This is a genomic window from Cytobacillus sp. (assembly GCF_032154635.1).
Lineage (GTDB): Bacteria > Bacillota > Bacilli > Bacillales > Cytobacillaceae > Cytobacillus.
Genome location: NZ_JALDXW010000008.1, coordinates 93101 through 110459 on the forward strand (window position 1 = coordinate 93101; position 17359 = coordinate 110459).

General features: G+C 37.9%; 18 protein-coding genes. 8 read left to right on the plus strand and 10 right to left on the minus strand.

Annotation, left to right across the window (positions count from 1 at the left end):
• Positions 1-51: 51 nt before the first annotated feature.
• Positions 52-327, minus strand: coding sequence for a YqhV family protein (locus RUH74_RS08065; protein WP_313799770.1), 276 nt, complete (start codon positions 325-327; stop codon positions 52-54).
• A gap of 139 nt (positions 328-466) precedes the next feature.
• Positions 467-919: a YndM family protein gene (locus RUH74_RS08070; RefSeq protein ID WP_313799771.1), complete on the minus strand. Its 453-nt coding sequence runs from the start codon at positions 917-919 to the stop codon at positions 467-469.
• Between the two features lie 140 nt (positions 920-1059).
• On the opposite strand from RUH74_RS08070, the gene RUH74_RS08075 reads away from it, so the two are divergent.
• From RUH74_RS08075 to RUH74_RS08085, 3 genes are all read left to right on the plus strand, one after another.
• The gene (locus RUH74_RS08075) at positions 1060-1263 is read left to right on the plus strand and encodes a hypothetical protein (RefSeq protein ID WP_313799772.1); all 204 of its coding nucleotides are present in this window, start codon (positions 1060-1062) and stop codon (positions 1261-1263) included.
• An 18-nt stretch (positions 1264-1281) separates the two neighbouring features.
• Positions 1282-1575 carry a spore coat protein gene (locus tag RUH74_RS08080; protein ID WP_313799773.1) on the plus strand — a complete coding sequence of 98 codons (294 nt, stop codon included), beginning with the start codon at positions 1282-1284 and terminating at the stop codon, positions 1573-1575.
• Positions 1576-1738: 163 nt separating this feature from the next.
• Positions 1739-2251, plus strand: a complete 513-nt coding sequence (locus RUH74_RS08085) for a DUF3231 family protein (RefSeq protein ID WP_313799774.1) — start codon at positions 1739-1741, stop codon at positions 2249-2251.
• A gap of 53 nt (positions 2252-2304) precedes the next feature.
• Here RUH74_RS08085 and RUH74_RS08090 read toward each other — a convergent pair whose 3' ends face one another.
• Both RUH74_RS08090 and RUH74_RS08095 read right to left on the minus strand, forming a co-directional pair.
• Complete coding sequence (locus RUH74_RS08090; protein ID WP_313799775.1) at positions 2305-3024, minus strand: YebC/PmpR family DNA-binding transcriptional regulator; 720 nt, start codon at positions 3022-3024, stop codon at positions 2305-2307.
• Positions 3025-3212: 188 nt separating this feature from the next.
• Positions 3213-3353, minus strand: coding sequence for a hypothetical protein (locus RUH74_RS08095; RefSeq protein ID WP_313799776.1), 141 nt, complete (start codon positions 3351-3353; stop codon positions 3213-3215).
• A gap of 134 nt (positions 3354-3487) precedes the next feature.
• Between RUH74_RS08095 and RUH74_RS08100 the strand changes: the two genes are divergently transcribed.
• Complete coding sequence (locus tag RUH74_RS08100; protein WP_313799777.1) at positions 3488-3694, plus strand: hypothetical protein; 207 nt, start codon at positions 3488-3490, stop codon at positions 3692-3694.
• Between the two features lie 43 nt (positions 3695-3737).
• Here the strand turns inward: RUH74_RS08100 and RUH74_RS08105 are convergent, their stop codons facing one another.
• Complete coding sequence (locus tag RUH74_RS08105; RefSeq protein ID WP_313799778.1) at positions 3738-4940, minus strand: nitrate/nitrite transporter; 1203 nt, start codon at positions 4938-4940, stop codon at positions 3738-3740.
• Between the two features lie 184 nt (positions 4941-5124).
• On the opposite strand from RUH74_RS08105, the gene RUH74_RS08110 reads away from it, so the two are divergent.
• Positions 5125-5823 (plus strand): Crp/Fnr family transcriptional regulator, encoded by a 699-nt coding sequence (locus tag RUH74_RS08110; RefSeq protein ID WP_313799779.1) that lies wholly within the window; start codon positions 5125-5127, stop codon positions 5821-5823.
• A 115-nt stretch (positions 5824-5938) separates the two neighbouring features.
• Here the strand turns inward: RUH74_RS08110 and RUH74_RS08115 are convergent, their stop codons facing one another.
• Positions 5939-6247: a hypothetical protein gene (locus RUH74_RS08115; RefSeq protein WP_313799780.1), complete on the minus strand. Its 309-nt coding sequence runs from the start codon at positions 6245-6247 to the stop codon at positions 5939-5941.
• A 175-nt stretch (positions 6248-6422) separates the two neighbouring features.
• Here RUH74_RS08115 and RUH74_RS08120 point away from each other — a divergent pair, with 175 nt between their 5' ends.
• Both RUH74_RS08120 and RUH74_RS08125 read left to right on the plus strand, forming a co-directional pair.
• Positions 6423-7247, plus strand: a complete 825-nt coding sequence (locus RUH74_RS08120; protein ID WP_313799781.1) for an aldo/keto reductase — start codon at positions 6423-6425, stop codon at positions 7245-7247.
• Positions 7248-7460: 213 nt separating this feature from the next.
• Positions 7461-8096 carry a LysE family transporter gene (locus tag RUH74_RS08125; protein ID WP_313799782.1) on the plus strand — a complete coding sequence of 212 codons (636 nt, stop codon included), beginning with the start codon at positions 7461-7463 and terminating at the stop codon, positions 8094-8096.
• Positions 8097-8180: 84 nt separating this feature from the next.
• On the opposite strand, the gene RUH74_RS08130 is transcribed toward RUH74_RS08125, so the two are convergent.
• The 3 genes from RUH74_RS08130 to RUH74_RS08140 all read right to left on the minus strand — a co-directional run bounded on the left by RUH74_RS08130 (position 8181) and on the right by RUH74_RS08140 (position 14793).
• The gene (locus RUH74_RS08130) at positions 8181-9659 is read right to left on the minus strand and encodes a glutamate synthase subunit beta (protein WP_313799783.1); all 1479 of its coding nucleotides are present in this window, start codon (positions 9657-9659) and stop codon (positions 8181-8183) included.
• Between the two features lie 16 nt (positions 9660-9675).
• Entirely contained in the window at positions 9676-14205 is a 4530-nt protein-coding gene (gltB, locus tag RUH74_RS08135; RefSeq protein ID WP_313799784.1) for a glutamate synthase large subunit, read from the minus strand.
• A 366-nt stretch (positions 14206-14571) separates the two neighbouring features.
• On the minus strand, positions 14572-14793 hold the full coding sequence (locus tag RUH74_RS08140) for a hypothetical protein (protein WP_313799818.1): 222 nt from the start codon (positions 14791-14793) through the stop codon (positions 14572-14574).
• Between the two features lie 270 nt (positions 14794-15063).
• Here RUH74_RS08140 and RUH74_RS08145 point away from each other — a divergent pair, with 270 nt between their 5' ends.
• Positions 15064-15570 (plus strand): DoxX family membrane protein, encoded by a 507-nt coding sequence (locus RUH74_RS08145; RefSeq protein ID WP_313799785.1) that lies wholly within the window; start codon positions 15064-15066, stop codon positions 15568-15570.
• A gap of 56 nt (positions 15571-15626) precedes the next feature.
• Here RUH74_RS08145 and RUH74_RS08150 read toward each other — a convergent pair whose 3' ends face one another.
• A complete protein-coding gene (locus RUH74_RS08150) occupies positions 15627-17294 on the minus strand; it encodes a peptide ABC transporter substrate-binding protein (RefSeq protein ID WP_313799786.1) in 1668 nt (555 codons plus the stop codon).
• Positions 17295-17359 lie beyond the last annotated feature (65 nt).

The window sequence follows — 17359 nt, forward strand, 5'->3', positions numbered from 1 at the left end:
ACTCTTATAACAAGATAATCTTCAATGTTTCTTGCCAATCCCATCTATAAATTAATTACTTTTAATCCCATAAAGGATACATGCAACTCCTCCAAATATCCAAATGAGTTTGGTGAGAGAAACCTTCTCAGACATTCCAACAAGACCGATCGTTGTTGTAATGATTAATATAATGGGACCAACTAAAGCGAGAGAACTATTAACTACAAGTGCTTTTTCAATATCATTAAATTTCAATATCAATAAGGCAACAACAATTTCGATGCCACCCGAAAAAATTCTCAATAATGCCATGCCCCAAATTGCCTTTTCAAAAATATGAAACATTCGTATCCTCCCAAACGATTTCTCCCACTAATATATGCATGATCTATATAGAGAAGGACAGGTTATTTTTTATGGGTTACCATAAGTGAAACAAAAAAAACTCGAAGATTGTCCTTCTTCGAGTGTTTTACATAAATACTTATTTATCTTCTTTCTCATTTTTAATTTCTTCTCTATTTGGTGTCAGCTCCTCTGAAGCCTCTGTTTGGTACCGCAGATTTCCAGAATACTTTTTTTCTGTTTGAGAATTATCAATCACATTAGTTGAAATATATTTATGGTAAAAGTATTCAAAAAGTGCGACCCCTAATGATGCAATGAAAGACATTGATAAAATATTCCCTTCATTTGTTAAAACACTGTTCATTAGCCAAATAACCATTAATGCGAGTCCAAAGTCAGCAATTGATGCGACTAAGTTATTTGTTCTCGGCAATATGAGCAAATCACCAATTATATAAGCAACAAGTCCCAAAACTAAAGTGATAAATAATACATTGCCAAAACTCATCCCATAAATTAGCCCAAGTATTACATATAAAAGCGCAAGGCTTGCTACACCTTTAACTGCTAGTGCTATCACATGTTTCATCTTGTCATCTCCTTTTAACAATATTTTGGATCATAAGCTTAATCTTATTCACTAATCAACCCATAATGTCATATGGATAAAAAGGTGATTTTCAATGAATACTAGCAAAGAAAAGGATTATTGTTCCTGGAGGTGAAAAAATGAATGAGCTAACGACAAAAGAACTTTCATACATAGAGGATGAGATCCGGGCAGAGGAAATTACTGCAAAAACGATGAATTGGTGTGCTTCACTATGCGAGGACCAAGAGCTAAGAAAATTTCTTGAACAGCTAGCAGAAAGTCACCAATTAAGAATCGCCGATCTTTCACAATATTTCAACCGTTCAAAAATGATTCAATAAAATAAAGGGGGCAAACAAATGCCAAATAATATGGAGGGGCGCGGGTTAACGGATCGAGAAATGCTGCAGCTTTGCCTAGAATTGGAGAAAGGCAGATGCCGTAGCATTAGTAATACCATGCTAGAAACAAGTCATAAGGATTTGCGGGATATTTATCATCAGTGTTTTAATAATGCCAATACCAATCAATATAAGCTCTATGAAAGAATGGACGAAAAAGGCTGGTATAAAACAGAGATAGCATCAGCAGAAGATGTACACAAGATACAAGAATTCATGCAAAATAATCTACACCCTGACAATCAGTTTTAATGAAAAACCCCTTGCAAAATGGATTTCCCTCCTTTTCAATGGGTTTTTCATGCATTTAATACCAGCCCCAAATGATGTAATGTATCTCCTGTTCTTTTAGCGGCAAGCTAAAATTGTGCATGTTAGAAAGGAGCACAATATGAACATACTCAGGAGGATAAAAATGGGGATATTAAGTGGAAATCCGAAAGAAGAACCAATGCATTACGGTGAGGTTTTTGGTACATGGTCTTTTCTAATGGCGGCAAAAGGACTAATTGTTTGCCACCAAACCCACTTAAATCATGCGGGTGATGAAGACTTACAAAAATTGCTTGAAGAAGCCATTCAGCTTGGGCAACAAGAGGTTAAACAAATTGAAACATTATTAAAAGAAAATGGTGTTGGTTTGCCTCCAACTCCTCCCGAACGTCCAAATGCATGTATAGAGGATATCCCAACTGGAGCACGCTTTCTTGACCAGGAAATAGCTGCTGCCCTTGCATTAGATAATGCAGCAGGATTAGTTTCATGCAGTAAAATCATTGGGGAGTCCATTCGAGAAGACATTGCAGCAATGTTTGGACAAATTCATGTTCAAAAGGCAGTGCTTGGTGCAAAAGTTCTTCGACTTAATAAGGAAAAAGGCTGGTTAATACCGCCTCCTCTTCACCTAAATAAAACTGGCGATTGCTAACAATCATCAAGTTAAAAAAGCAGACCTTTTAGATCAAGGTCTGCTTAACTTTTCTATTCTCCTAAATCTACATTATGATACACTTGTTGAACATCCTCTAAATCTTCTAGTGCATCAATCATTTTTTCGAATTTTGCCTGGGCATCCTCTGAAAGAGTTACATCATTTTGAGCTAGCATTGTTTGTTCTGCTACTGTAAATTCAGTAATTCCTACATTTTTAAACGCTTCTTGTACCGCATGGAATTGATCAGGATCTGCATAAACAATCACTGATTCGTCCTCTTCAACAATATCACGAACGTCTACGTCTGCTTCCATTAAAATTTCAAGCACTTCATCTGCTGTTTTGCCCTCTAGTCCAATAACAGCAGTCGCATCAAACATATAGGCAACAGACCCACTCACGCCCATGTTTCCGCCATTTTTTCCGAATGCTGCGCGTACATCTGCAGCAGTACGGTTGACGTTATTTGTTAATGCATCAACAATGACCATTGATCCATTTGGTCCAAAGCCTTCATAGCGAAGTTCGTCATAGTTTTCCTCTGATCCGCCCTTTGCTTTTTCTATTGCACGGTCGATAATATGTTTAGGCACATTATATGTTTTTGCGCGTTCTAAGGTAAACTTTAAGGCCTGATTGGCTTCAGGATCCGGCTCTCCTTGTCTGGCAACTACATAAATCTCCCGACCAAATTTTGCGTAAATTCGACTTGTATTTGCGTCTTTTGCTGCCTTTTTCTCTTTAATATTATTCCATTTACGACCCATAATGAACACTCACTTTCGAGATTGAATCAAAATTTAATATGAACTGGGTGCTTCGTCAAACCATTCATATTGATTAATAAATTACACCTTGGCATCTACCACTAAATTATTTTATACCTATTTGATTCATTTGTTAAGTTATATATTCAAAAAAAAAGAGCTGCATATGCAACTCCTTTTTTCTTCCCTTATTGCCCTTGTGCACCATTAGAAGTAACTCTTCGAACATGGCCATCTTCAAAGTTGTTTTTTCGAAGAGCATCGACCTTGTCATTTAATAATTTCTTTTGATCAACTTCTGCAGATGGTGTTTGTTTGTTTTTTGACATTATATCTCCCCCTTATTACTTTTGCATGCATTATTATTTTGCTTATTCCTTATAAAATTAATCATCTGTCTGTTAAAAAACGATCTACATAAAATTTAGCGAAATAAGCAACCTAATTGAAAGGAGGTGTCCAAATGTCAGAACCAAGACAACCAGGCAATAAGGATCTTCCCGATTTTAATGAGCTAAATGATCGAATAATAGCCGAACGAAGAACGTCCGGACCAATAGTAGAAATAAAAACTAATTTAGATCCTAAAGATTCAACGATTGATAATCCATACATTCAAAACAAATATAATACCGATTTAAAAGCTTTTAGAGACTTCTTTGAAGAATAAATAAGAAAAAAATCCTCAAAACAATTGAGGATTTTCCTATTTATTACTGAGTTAATTGACCTCTGCCATTAAATGCTTGCCCTTTTTGAACAGCAGAACCCAATTTTTCTTGGTAATACATCCACACCACGATAATTAAACTTGCAAGTGCGACTTGGGATAACGCCATAAAGCCGATAGCATAATGACCAGTTAAGTTAAATAAGAATGACAGCATGAGCGGTGGAAAAAATCCGCCTAAGCCTCCCATTGCAGAAACAATCCCATTGACAATGCCGCCTTGCTTTGAGAAATACATCGGTACCAGTTTAAAAATCGTTCCATTCCCAATGCCAGCACAGAAGGCGATCGTTAAACACCCGATCGAATAAAAAGTCAATGTTGGATTAAAAGCTAATAAGATTCCTGATAAGGTTAATCCCGCAAAAACAACCATTAATATTTTAAATGAATTAAATTTATCTCCTAGCCATCCGCCTAATGGCCGAACAAACGTTGCAATGGCAATAAATCCAGCTGTTCTTAAACCAGCATCTACTTTTTCCAGCTCAAAATGTGCGACGAGGAAGTTTGGCAGGTAAATTGTAAATGCAACAAACGCCCCAAATGTCAAAAAATAGAACAAACTTAAACACCATAGCTTTTCATTTTTATAAACGCTTTTGATTTGATCCTTAAGAGGAGTAACAACTTTTGGCTCCTTTTTATCCCCTAAGAAAAAGTTAACTGCTGCCACAACTAATACGATGATTAGGAAGAGCTGAACAGTTGTTTGCCATCCAAATCGAATGGCTAGTACTGGTGCTGAGAATGTAGTGATCGCAGTTCCAACATTCCCTACTCCGTAAATGCCGTTAACAAATCCATGCCGTTCCTTTGGATAATACTTCGGCAATGAGGTAACCCCCACCGAAAATACTGCACCACTTATTCCTAAGAATAGCCCCCCTACAAGTAAGTCGGTGAACGAGTTTGAAATACTAATGTAATAAATAGGAAACAGCAACAGAATAAAGCTAATAGAAAATAATTTTCTTGCACCAAAACGATTTGTCCAATACCCTATCGGGATCCTTAATACAGAACCAAGGACTACTGGAATTGCTGTTACTAGAGCTAATTGATTGGCTGATAAATGGATATCTTCTTTAATGAAAGGCATTAGGGCAGATAAAATGACCCATACCATAAACCCAGCAACTAAACTAAATGTTTGAAGAGGTAATTGTATCGCTTTCGATTTCATTTGAAAGTTCCCCTTTCGGTTATTTGATTACATCGTAAAAAAATTAGTTGCTATAAGATGTGAAGAACTTCACATCTCTTATGAAGTTCATAAATAATTCACAGCTTAAAACAGACCGTTACCTAACCCATAGTGTTAGAATGTAGTTAACAACATGGATGTTAAAATAAAGGGTGATGAGCATATGGTTCAAACAATGAAACCAACACATTCAATTGAAATAAAAGAATTGCTCCAGCTAGCAGACCGCACGATAAAAACGGTCAAAGGGCAATATTTATTTCAAGAAGGGGAACATGCAGAAGAACTTTACTTAATTATTTCTGGTAAAGTGCAAATCAGCAAAATATCAAAGGACGGACGAGAACTTGCCTTACGGATTTGTGGTGACAATGATATTTGCGGGGAGTTAACCTTATTTACCCATGCACCAAAATACTTACTTAGCGCACTCATACTTGAAGAAGGAGAAGTAGCAGCGATCAAAAAAGAGGTTATTGAAAGGGAAATTTTTCAAAACAGTGCACTCGCCTTCGAATTTATGAAATGGATGAGTGACCATTTCCGTAAAACACAAACCAAATTTCGTGACCTTGTATTAAACGGGAAAAAGGGAGCATTATTCTCCACTCTTATTCGTATGACAAATAGCTATGGAATAAAAAAAAATGATGGCATTCTAATCGATCTTCCATTAACAAATCAAGAGCTTGGTAATTTTTGCGGAACTTCAAGAGAAAGCACGAACCGAATGCTTAATGATTTAAAGCGAGAAGGAATTATTTCTATTAAGAAAAGTAAAATTACCGTTCATAATCTCAAATTCCTCAAAGAAGAAATTGGCTGTGAAAATTGCCCCGCTACTTATTGCAGCATTGAATAGGACATAGTGAAAAAGACTGGCATATAATTGTCAGTCTTCTTGTGTTGGACGTATTCTCTACCTTAAAATCATAATAAAGCAGCACAAAAATTGCGCTGCCTCTTCTTCATACCGTTTATTGCCCTCTCATTGTTCCGCCTGTTCCAGGAATTTGATCATCTCTATTTTCATCATATAATCGGTCATTTTGCTGCACATCCTCTAACAGCCCACGGTTTTCCCTATTATTACCATCATTTCTTGCCGGATTCATATTAGAGTCTCCCGTGTCATATCCATTATTATAGTTCTGAGGATCATAGCGGACCGGCCGATAGTTAACATCCTCCGTATCGTTCATTCTGTCGTTATTAACACCGCAAGCTGACAATAATCCGAATGAAAATACTGCAATTAGCACGGTTAGCAGAAGATTTTTCTTCATATCCATTGCCCTCCTAGTCATTTTTTCACCGAGACAATATTAATTTGCACTTTTTTCTTAATCCTAAACGTAAAATATTTAATCATCTTATCGTTTTAATTATTTGATATTTCTATTTCAAATTGCTATCCTAAAACTACAATTGAAGAGAAATGATAAGTAAAGGAGAATGTTGATGAATTTTGTAACTTTAAATAATGGTTTAAAAATGCCGCAGCTCGGGTTCGGTGTTTGGCAAGTAGAAAACGACCAAGCAGAAGTTGCCGTTAAAAAAGCAATTGAAGTTGGCTATACGTCTATTGATACTGCAATGATTTATCAGAATGAAATTGGCGTCGGGAGAGCGATCCAAGCTTCTTCTGTTCCACGCGAAGAGCTTTTTATAACTACAAAAGTTTGGAATAGCGATCAAGGCTATGAAAATACATTACGTGCATTCGAAGAAAGCTTAGAAAGACTTGGTCTTAACTATGTTGATCTTTATTTGATTCATTGGCCGACACCAGAGTTCGATCAGTATGTCGATACATATAAGGCTTTAGAAAAACTTTACCATGATGGACGTGTGAAAGCGATTGGGGTTTGTAACTTTGACATCGAGCATTTAGAGCGTATTTTGAAAGAATGTGATGTCAAGCCTGTCCTAAACCAAATTGAATGTCATCCATACCTTGATCAAAAAGAGTTGAAAGACTTTTGTGCAAAGCATGAGATTTTTGTCGAAGCATGGAGTCCTTTGCAGCAAGGAGGCGAAGTGCTAAACGAAGAAATCATTCAAAAAATAGCGAAGGACCATGAGAAATCACCAGCACAAGTCGTCTTGCGCTGGCATTTGCAAAATAACACCATCGTCATTCCAAAATCTGTAACACCAGCTAGAATTCAAGAAAACTTCAATGTATTCGATTTTGAACTTTCATCTAATGAAATGGAAGAAATCAATAAGCTAAATCGCAACGAACGCAAAGGGCCAAAACCGAGCGAAATGAATGTGAGATAAGCGTTCCCTGTAATGAGGGACATACCGCCACCAATCTCCAATAAAAAATAAAGTCAGTCCCCAGCTTACTATTAAGAGCCAGGACTGACTTATTTTTTTATCAATCTTCGAAAAGCTTTTTTCGCTGGATTCGGACTAGTAGTCATAACATTCGATTTTCTACATAAAATGTACAAGTTACATAACTTAATTTTAATGTGGAGTGGTGGATGTTTGAATACCAGTATTTTATTAAGCTACATTTTATTAGGTTTTACTTTAGCAGCCCCGATCGGCCCAGTTAATTCTGCCCGTCTGGATAAAGGGATAAAGAATGGATTTTGGCATGCATGGATGGTAGGTGCTGGCTCAATGATAGCGGATGGACTCTTCATGATGATCGTTTATTTAGGAATGGTTCACTTTCTTGAGATTCCTATCATCCAAATTTTTCTGTGGCTATTTGGCGGGTTTATCCTCATCTACACTGGCATTGAAAGTATCATCAAAGCAAGCTCTTTAATTTTAGCGGATAGCAGAGGGAAGGAATCAATCATTAAATGTTTCTTCACTGGATTTATAATGTCCATTACAAGCCCGATGTCTATACTCTTTTGGCTAGGAATTTATGGCTCCGTTTTAGCCAAAACTGCACAAACAAGCGGAACTGCGTCCCTATTAATTTATAGCAGTATGATATTTATTGGTTTAACGCTTTGGGATATTCTTGTGGCTGGTTTGACTACAGGCTTTAGAAGATTCTTAAATAATAGAAGTCTAAAAATGATTTCCTTCATTTCTGGTTATTCCTTAATTGGTTTTGGCTTATATTTCGGATATCAAGGAATAGTCAGTCTAGTAACTGGATAAATTTCATTCTTCTAGAGCTTGCATTTAGTCATAGGATGTTTAATAAATATTTCAGCCTTCCTCACGCCTCTTTTTTATTCTTTTCTATTTAAACTTTCGCATCATATATTTATCACATTCAATCGCCGCTTCCCTTCCTTCCTTGATCGCCCAGACAACTAAACTTTGACCTCTTCTTACATCTCCTGCAATATATAATCCATCTATATTTGTCGCATATTTTCCACTTGTTTCCTCCGTTCCAAACTGTTTTTCTTGATTGAGTGCAAATGTACGAAGCAGCTCTTCTTCAGGACCACTAAATCCAATGGAGATTAGTACAAGATCAGCGGGCCAAATTTTTTCACTGCCAGGAATTTCTTGAATAAAAGTATTTCCATTCAGATCTGAAATTTTCTCTATTTGCACTGTGTGCAGCTCTTTCACATGTCCATTGCCATCGCTAACAAATCGCTTCGTTAAAATTGAATATTCCCTTGGGTCCTGACCTATTTGTACACTTGCTTCTTCATATGCATAATCCATTGAGAAGGTATATGGATATTCAGGCCACGGATTAGATAATGAACGCTTCTTTGGCAACTGTGGGTGCTTACCAAACTGAACAATACTTTTACACTTATGCCGTAATGCAGTTGCGACACAATCTGCTCCTGTATCTCCCCCGCCAATGACGATGACATCCTTTCCTTCTGCTGAAATATAAGAACGGTCAGTCAAATTAGAGTCCAGCAAACTTTTCGTATTTGCGGTTAAAAAATCCATCGCAAAATGAATTCCCTTTAGCTCTCTTCCTTCTATTAATAATTCTCTTGGTTTTTGTGCACCCGTACAAAGAATAACTGCATCAAAATTTACAAGTAATTGATTTGCTTGAATGTCCTTTCCAATTTCCATATTTGTATGGAAATGAATGCCCTCAGCTTCTAATAATTGTACTCTACGTTGAACAATGTCTTTTTCAAGCTTCATATTTGGGATGCCATACATGAGCAATCCCCCGATCCGATCAGAACGTTCATATACAGTCACTGAATGTCCCATTTGGTTCAATTGATCAGCACAGGCAAGCCCCGCTGGACCTGAGCCAACAATTGCTACCCTTTTACCTGTACGATTCGCCGGAGGGTTTGGAGTAATCCACCCTTCGGCGAACCCTTTATCAATAATGGCACGTTCAATGCTTTTTATAGAAACAGCAGAATCATTAATAGCTACAGTGCAGGAACCTTCACACGGTGCTGGGCATACACGACCAGTAAACTCGGGAAAATTATTTGTTTTGACTAACCTTTCAAGTGCTTCTTTCCATCTGCCACGGTAAATGAGATCATTCCATTCCGGAATTAAATTATTTGTTGGGCAGCCTATCATTGATTTTCCTAATTGGATTCCTGTATGACAAAACGGGGTTGCACAATCCATACATCGTGCCCCTTGCTTTTCTAAACGATCTTTCGAAAGGGGCTCCTGATATTCACCCCAGTCATTTAAGCGATCACTTGGTTTTCTTTCCAGCGGAACCTCCCTGTCATATTCAATAAAACCAGTGTGCTTTCCCATTGAGCCACCCCTTTCATTATTTCATTACGGTAACTATCTTTTTTTGGTTCTGTTCAACTTTCTGAACAGCGCGTTTATATTCCTTTGGGATGACCTTCACCCATATCGGCAACAGCTCGTTCCAGCGTTGAAGAATATACTTTGCTCGTGAACTGTTTGTATAATTAAGATATTTTTGAATGAGCTGCTTTAAGTCATTTACTTCTTTCCCCTTATCAAGTGGCTCCAAAAATACTAGATCCCGATTGCAGTTTTTATAAAAGCTTTCATAATCCTCAGCAAAGACATAGGCGATTCCTCCAGACATTCCAGCTGCAAAATTTTTTCCAACTGCTCCAAGGACTGCAACACGCCCCCCTGTCATATACTCACAGCCATGATCGCCAATTCCTTCTACAACAGCATGAACACCACTATTTCTAACACAAAAGCGTTCCCCTGCTAACCCGAGAATATAAGCTTCACCTGATGTCCCTCCATAGAAGGCAACGTTTCCAATAAGCGTATTCTCTTCGGGAACAAATCCTGATTTAGCTGATGGCTTTACAATGATTTTTCCGCCCGATAGCCCTTTGCCTACATAATCGTTTGCTTCCCCTTCAAGAGTCAAAGTAACTCCTCTCGGTAAAAATGACCCAAAACTTTGACCAGCCGCTCCCAAAAAATGCAAGTCAATTGTATCTTCAGGAAGACCAGCTTGCCCATAGTGCTTCGTTATCTCACTTCCTACAATAGTGCCTACCGTCCGGTGAATATTTTGAATTGGAAAACATGCCTTTACTTTCCTGTTTTTTGTCAATGCTGGCTGACAAACTTCCAATAGCATCCTTTGATCGATTGAACGTTCAAGCTTGTGATTTTGTGGCCGTTGATAATAAACTCCTCCGTTATATAAAGCATTTGGCTTATATAAAATTGCTGAAAGATCCAAGTATTTTGTTTTCCAATGTGTTTTGGATTGATCTATTTGCTTTAGTCTGTTTGTCTGGCCAACCATCTCGTTGATCGTTCTAAATCCGAGTTTTGCCATTATTTCACGAACATCCTGGGCAATAAATCGCATAAAATTAACTAAATATTCCACTTCCCCATAGAATTTCTTGCGTAATTCTGGATCTTGGGTTGCAATCCCAACTGGACAAGTATTTAAATGGCATGCACGTACAAGAACACAGCCTAGGACAACGAGGGGAGCTGTGCCGAAACCGAATTCCTCTGCTCCTAAAAGGGTTGCAATGACCACATCTCGGCCAGTCATCATTTTCCCATCCGCTTCTATTGCAATTCGGTCTCTTAATCCATTTAGAATCAAAGTCTGATGCGTTTCTGCAAGTCCTATCTCCCAAGGCATGCCTGTATGTTTAATGCTTGTTTTCGGTGCTGCTCCAGTTCCTCCTTCTGATCCGCTGATTAAAATGACATCCGCCAAACCTTTTGCAACACCTGCAGCAATCGTGCCGACTCCTGCTTTTGCGACTAGCTTCACACTAATTCTTGCTTTTGGATTGACATTTTTCAAATCATGAATCAGCTGTGCGAGGTCTTCAATGGAGTAAATATCATGGTGCGGCGGTGGGGAAATGAGGCCAACTCCCGGAGTTGAGCCTCTCACTTCTGCGATCCATGGATAAACTTTGCTTCCCGGTAAATGCCCACCTTCTCCAGGCTTTGCACCTTGTGCCATCTTAATTTGGATTTCCTCCGCATGAACTAAATAATGGCTTGATACACCAAACCTTCCTGAAGCGACTTGTTTTATCGCACTCCCTCTTCTATCACCATTTTCATCTGGGCTACTTCGCTTTGGATGTTCTCCCCCTTCCCCGCTATTGCTTTTTCCTCCAATCCGATTCATCGCAATTGCGATTGTTTCATGCGCTTCCTGGCTTAGTGAACCATATGACATCGCCCCTGTTTTAAATCGTCTGCAAATCGATTCAATACTTTCAACTTCGTCTATATGAACTGGTGAGGACTTTTTAAATTCAAACATTCCACGCAAAAAAATCAGTTGTTCTTCATTGACCTGTTTCGCATATTTTTTATATAATTGATAATCATTCGTGCGACATGCATGCTGCAGAAGATGGATGGTTTCAGGACGAAATGCATGGGCTTCCCCGCCTTGACGCCATTGAAAGTCACTGCCACTCTCTAATGATTCTTCTTTATCATTGGAAAGGAATGCTTCCGCATGACGAAGCAGTGTTTCTTTCGCAATATCTTCTAGTTTCAATCCGCCTAACCTTGCAGATGTCCCAGTAAAATACTTATCAATAACGAGAGGATCAATTCCAACAGACTCAAAAATCTGTGCTCCTCGATAGCTTTGAATAGTAGATATCCCCATCTTAGAAATGACTTTTACCATTCCGTGAGTGACTGCTTGAATGTAGTTCTCCATTGCTTGTGCATAATCTTTTGTTTGAATTTGCTTGCTATCTATCAAGTCTTTAATCGTTAAAAATACTAGATATGGATTGATGGCATCTGCCCCATACCCGATCAGCATACAAATTTGATGAACATCACGAGCCTCACCTGTTTCTGCGATGATACTTACCTTTGTCCTAGTTCCTTGTCGAACTAAATGATGATGGAGCCCACTAACCGCAAGCAATGCTGGAATACCTGCAGCATTTTCGTTCATATTTCGATCGGACAAAATTATGATGGCTGCCCCTTTTTTTATCGCTTGATCCACCGAAAAAAATAAATGATTTAATACACCTTCTAGATCCTGTCCTTCATTTTTGATATCAAATAATATAGGGAATGTTGCTGTTTTAAATGAAGCAAAAGGATTATGGCGAAGCAGGTTAAGCTGTTCATCCGTACAAATTGGCGTCTCCATTCGAATGCGTCGGCAGCTTTCTGCCGTTGGTTTTAGTAAATTTCCTTCAGCACCAATCAATGTAGCTGTTGATGTAACAAATGCCTCACGTATGGCATCAATCGGGGGATTTGTTACTTGGGCAAACAACTGTCTAAAATAGTTATATAATAGCTGTGAACGTTTAGAGAGAATGGCTAAAGGGGTATCATTTCCCATGGAACCAACAGGCTCTTTTCCTTCCATTGCCATTGGCATAATATGCTTTGTCAGCTCTTCATACGTGTATCCGAATGCACGTTGGAATCGTAATAGATTTATAAATTTATCGTGATGGAACGACTTTTCGGCAGGCAGTTCATTCAAATGGATTTGCTTTTCATTTAACCATTTTCGATAGGGGAAATCTTTTGCTATGTTCTGTTTTATTTCCTTATTCGAGAGGATCTGACCCTTTTGTAAATCTACTAGCAGCATTTCTCCAGGACGCAATCTGCCTTTTTGAATAATTTGATCAGGATTAATATCAATGACGCCTGCCTCAGATGAATATATGATGGTATTATCTGCTGTTATATAGTAACGTGCTGGCCGGAGACCATTGCGATCAAGCATTGCACCGATTTGCCTGCCATCCGTGAATGCTAAAGCAGCAGGTCCATCCCACGGCTCCATCAAATGGCTATTAAATTCATAAAATGCTTTTAATGAATCATCCATTTCTTCGTCTTTTTCCCACGGCTCCGGAACCATCATCATTGCTGCGTGAGATAAAGAGCGGCCAGATAACGTCAAAAACTCTAGACAATTATCAAAAGAGGATGAGTCACTGCCATCTAAATCTATAATGGGTACTATTTCATTTATATCGACTCCAAAAACTGAAGATTCAATGATTTTTTCCCGAGCTTTCATCCAATGAACGTTTCCTTTTAGCGTATTTATTTCGCCATTATGAATTAAATATCGGTTTGGATGCGCTCTTTCCCAACTTGGAAATGTATTCGTGCTAAATCTTGAATGGACAAGCGAAAATGATGATTCAAAAATTTCTTCCTGGAGATCAACAAAATAAGCATCTAGCTGTTCAGGTTTTAGCATTCCTTTGTAAACGATTGTCCTGGAGGAGAGACTGGAAAAATAGAACATTTCATTTCCATTCAAATGTTTTTCGCGAATGGCTTTTTCCGATCTCTTTCGGATAACATAAAGTTTTCGTTCAAATGAATCTTCATCCATTTCTTTTTCTGCTTTCCCAATAAACACTTGGCGAATATACGGCTGACTTTTTTTAGCGGGGGTCCCAAGTGTTGAATCATCAGTAGGAACTGTTCTCCACCCTAGTACTTGTTGTCCCTCTTCCTTGATGATATTTTTTACTACATTTTCACATAGTCGACGCCATTTTGGATTTTGCGGCAAGAATATCATTCCAACTCCATAACTCCCCATTTCCGGTATGTTCATCTTCACACACTTAGCTAAGAAAAAATCATGGGGAATCTGGATCATGATTCCGGCCCCATCCCCAGTGAGTGAGTCAATTCCTTGGCCCCCTCGATGCTCTAATCGATTAAGCATGGATAACCCTTGCTTAATTATCTGATTCGACATGGAACCTTTTACATTGGCAATAAAGCCAATTCCGCATGCATCATGTTCAAAAGCTGGATCATATAGCCCTTGTTTCATTGGAGTTAGTTTCTTTCCCATCATTTCACCCTTTCTTGTAAATGATATAGAACCAATGATTATTTCTCTGTTTAACCTTATTAAATATTTAAAATTTTCTTATTTTTATATTGTATATCCCTGTATTAATCTAATCAATATGTATTTTATATGAAATTAATCTATATTTTAGATTGATTAATGATTTCAAGAGAGAATATTTATTCCTTAGTGCCTTTCATATAAGTCATCTGCATTTATGTGCTCTCCAAAACAACTTTGATTTTAGTTATTAACACATTGATATCTCCCTATATTTATTCATTAGAAAAACTCCTTATTTTTTGCAACTAAAAAAAGACACTAACAATAGTTAGTGCCCTAAAACTAATGATGCTTAAAACAAAATTATTTCGTTATTTTCCGCAACAACATCTTTTCTTGCTCACGTTCCTCGTACCATAACTTCAAATGAGTGAAGATTGTAAATAGAAGAAAAAAGTTCATCGCCCAAATAGAGATAAAAGGCCCAATCCCGCCAAAATCAATTGTTTGGTAGTTTTTTAATAACAACACGATATAAGCTTCAACAAAAACGAGGATAAATCCCCCAACCCCAGCAATAGTCATCCGTACCAAACTTTTCACTCCCGATTTCCTTTTTGTAATTATTGTAATCTATTTCCAACATATTTTATATGATTATGCTCACTAAATTGTCATATTTTTATATAAATTGCTATTGATTTTTGATTCTCATCATTAAACTAAATTGTTGCTAATTTGTTCACAATAATTTTACCAACTTGTGAATTTTATCACAACTCTTCGTTTTTAAATGGTATTTATGATATTTTTTAGATGTAATCATTAAATATTTATTGGAAGGAGCCATTAATTATGTTTATAAAATGGATTAGAGAAAGTCAAATTGCAGCCGGAATTTTAACAATTATTCGATTATATGTCGGCTATTCATGGATAACTGCTGGCTACCATAAAGTAGCAGACGGCTTCGATGCTTCTGGATTCTTACAAGGGGCGGTTGCAAATGCTACTGGTGATCACCCTGCAGTTCAAGCTTGGTGGGCTGCCTTTTTAGAGGGAATTGCCATACCTAATGCTAGTTTATTCAGTTTCCTAGTTGCATGGGGAGAGTTATTAGTTGGACTCGGACTTATACTCGGCTGCTTAACTACTGCTGCTGCCTTCTTTGGGATCGTTATGAACTTTGCTTTCCTTTTCTCTGGAACAGTCAGTACGAATGCTCAAATGGTTTTATTAACGATATTTATCTTAGTTGCAGGTTTCAATGCTGGAAAAATTGGCCTCGATCGATATGTTATCCCTTTTATTCGAAAACAAACGAAAGGGAAGTTCTATCAGGGTGGATCCATTACTTCATAATAAAAAGGCTGTCGAGACAACTCGACAGCCTTTTTTATTTTATTATTTTCCTATGTTTATTCGAAATATGCCCATTTATACTGAACATCACCAAGACCGGAAACAGCAACATCTTTTAAGTTTTCAGCCTGTACCCAGTTATTTGTGTAGAAGTAGATAGGTGCAACTGGCATATCTTCCATAAACACCTTTTCAGCATCTTTTAATAGCTGTTGACGTTTATCATGGTCGCCTTCAGTAGCGGATTTAGCTAATAAATCTTGGAACTCTTTGCTTTCCCAGCCTGTATCGTTGTTACCGCCTTCAGCATCACGGTACATTTCAAGGAAATTGATTGCATCGTTAAAGTCGCCTAACCAGCCCATACGAGCAACTTGGTAATCTAATGCATGTACTTTATCTAAGTATACAGCCCACTCTTGGTTATCTAGTGTTACTTCAATGCCAAGATTGTTCTTCCACATATCTTGGATTGCCTGAGCAATTTTTTGATGTGTTTCACTTGTGTTGTATGAAAGCACGATCGCTGGAAGCTCAGAAGGATCTTTATATCCAAGCTCTTCTAAACCTTTTTGTAAAAATTCTTTCGCACCTTCCACATCATTATCAGGGAAATGTCCTTTTTCGTTTTCAGGGAACATGGATGGTGGCACAATACCCATTGCAGGTAATTGTTCACCTTGAGTAATGTTCTCAATTAATTCCTGACGATTAATGGCATGTGCAAGAGCTTTTCGAATATTTACGTTGGCAGTTGGTCCTTCAGTTGTGTTGAACTTATAGTTGTACACACCAGCAATTGGTTGGGTAATTAAACGCCCATCATCTTTTAGAGCTTGCATCGCATCCGTTGGAAGAGCACCTGTTGGAGCACCTGCCCAATCAAGCTCTCCGTTATCAAACATTGATAATTCAGTATTTGGATCATTAATCATAATCATTTCAATCGTTTCTAATTTTACCGTGTCGGCATCCCAATATGTTTCATTCTTTTCAAGAAGAATCTTATCGCTGTGAGACCATTCAGTCATAACGAAAGGTCCATTAGACGTATAGTTTTCACCAGCATCATTTGCCCAATCAGGGTTTGCTTCGGCAATTTTGCTGTTAATTGGCAGATAAGTATAGAATGCTGTTAACTCTAAAAAGTATGGAGTCGGGTTAGCTAATGTAACTTCAAGTGTTTTGTCATCTTTTGCTACAACGCCTACATCATCAAGCGAACCGCCATTTAAGTTAGCATCTTCCCCGCCTTTAAGATAATAAAGCTGGTATGCATACTCAGATTGGTTATTCGGATCTAATGCCCACTTCCATGCATATTCAAAGTCTTTTGCAATGACAGGGTCTCCATTTGACCATGTAGCATCACGTAAAGTGAAGGTATAAACCGTTTGATCATCAGAAACTTCAATTTTTTCTGCTGCAGCTTCTTCCGGCTTACCATCTTTATTAATTCTAGTTAAGCCCTCGAATGTTTGACGAAGCACTGTACCAGAAGTAGCATCTTTTGCTAATCCAGGGTGTAGTGAAGGTGGTTCTGTATTAATATTTACACGTAAATTTTGCGGTACATCTGGATTTGCTTCAGCAGTTTCTTTGCCGCCTGACTTTTCACCGTCGTTCGAAGCTGGTTCATTGCTTTTCCCGCCACCGTTACAAGCAGCTAGGAACATACTGAGAACGAGCAGCATACTAAAAAAGAAAGATAATCTCTTATTCACAATTTTCCCCCCAATATTTTATCTCAAACGGTGTTTTCGTTTTGTTACACACCTAATATACGACT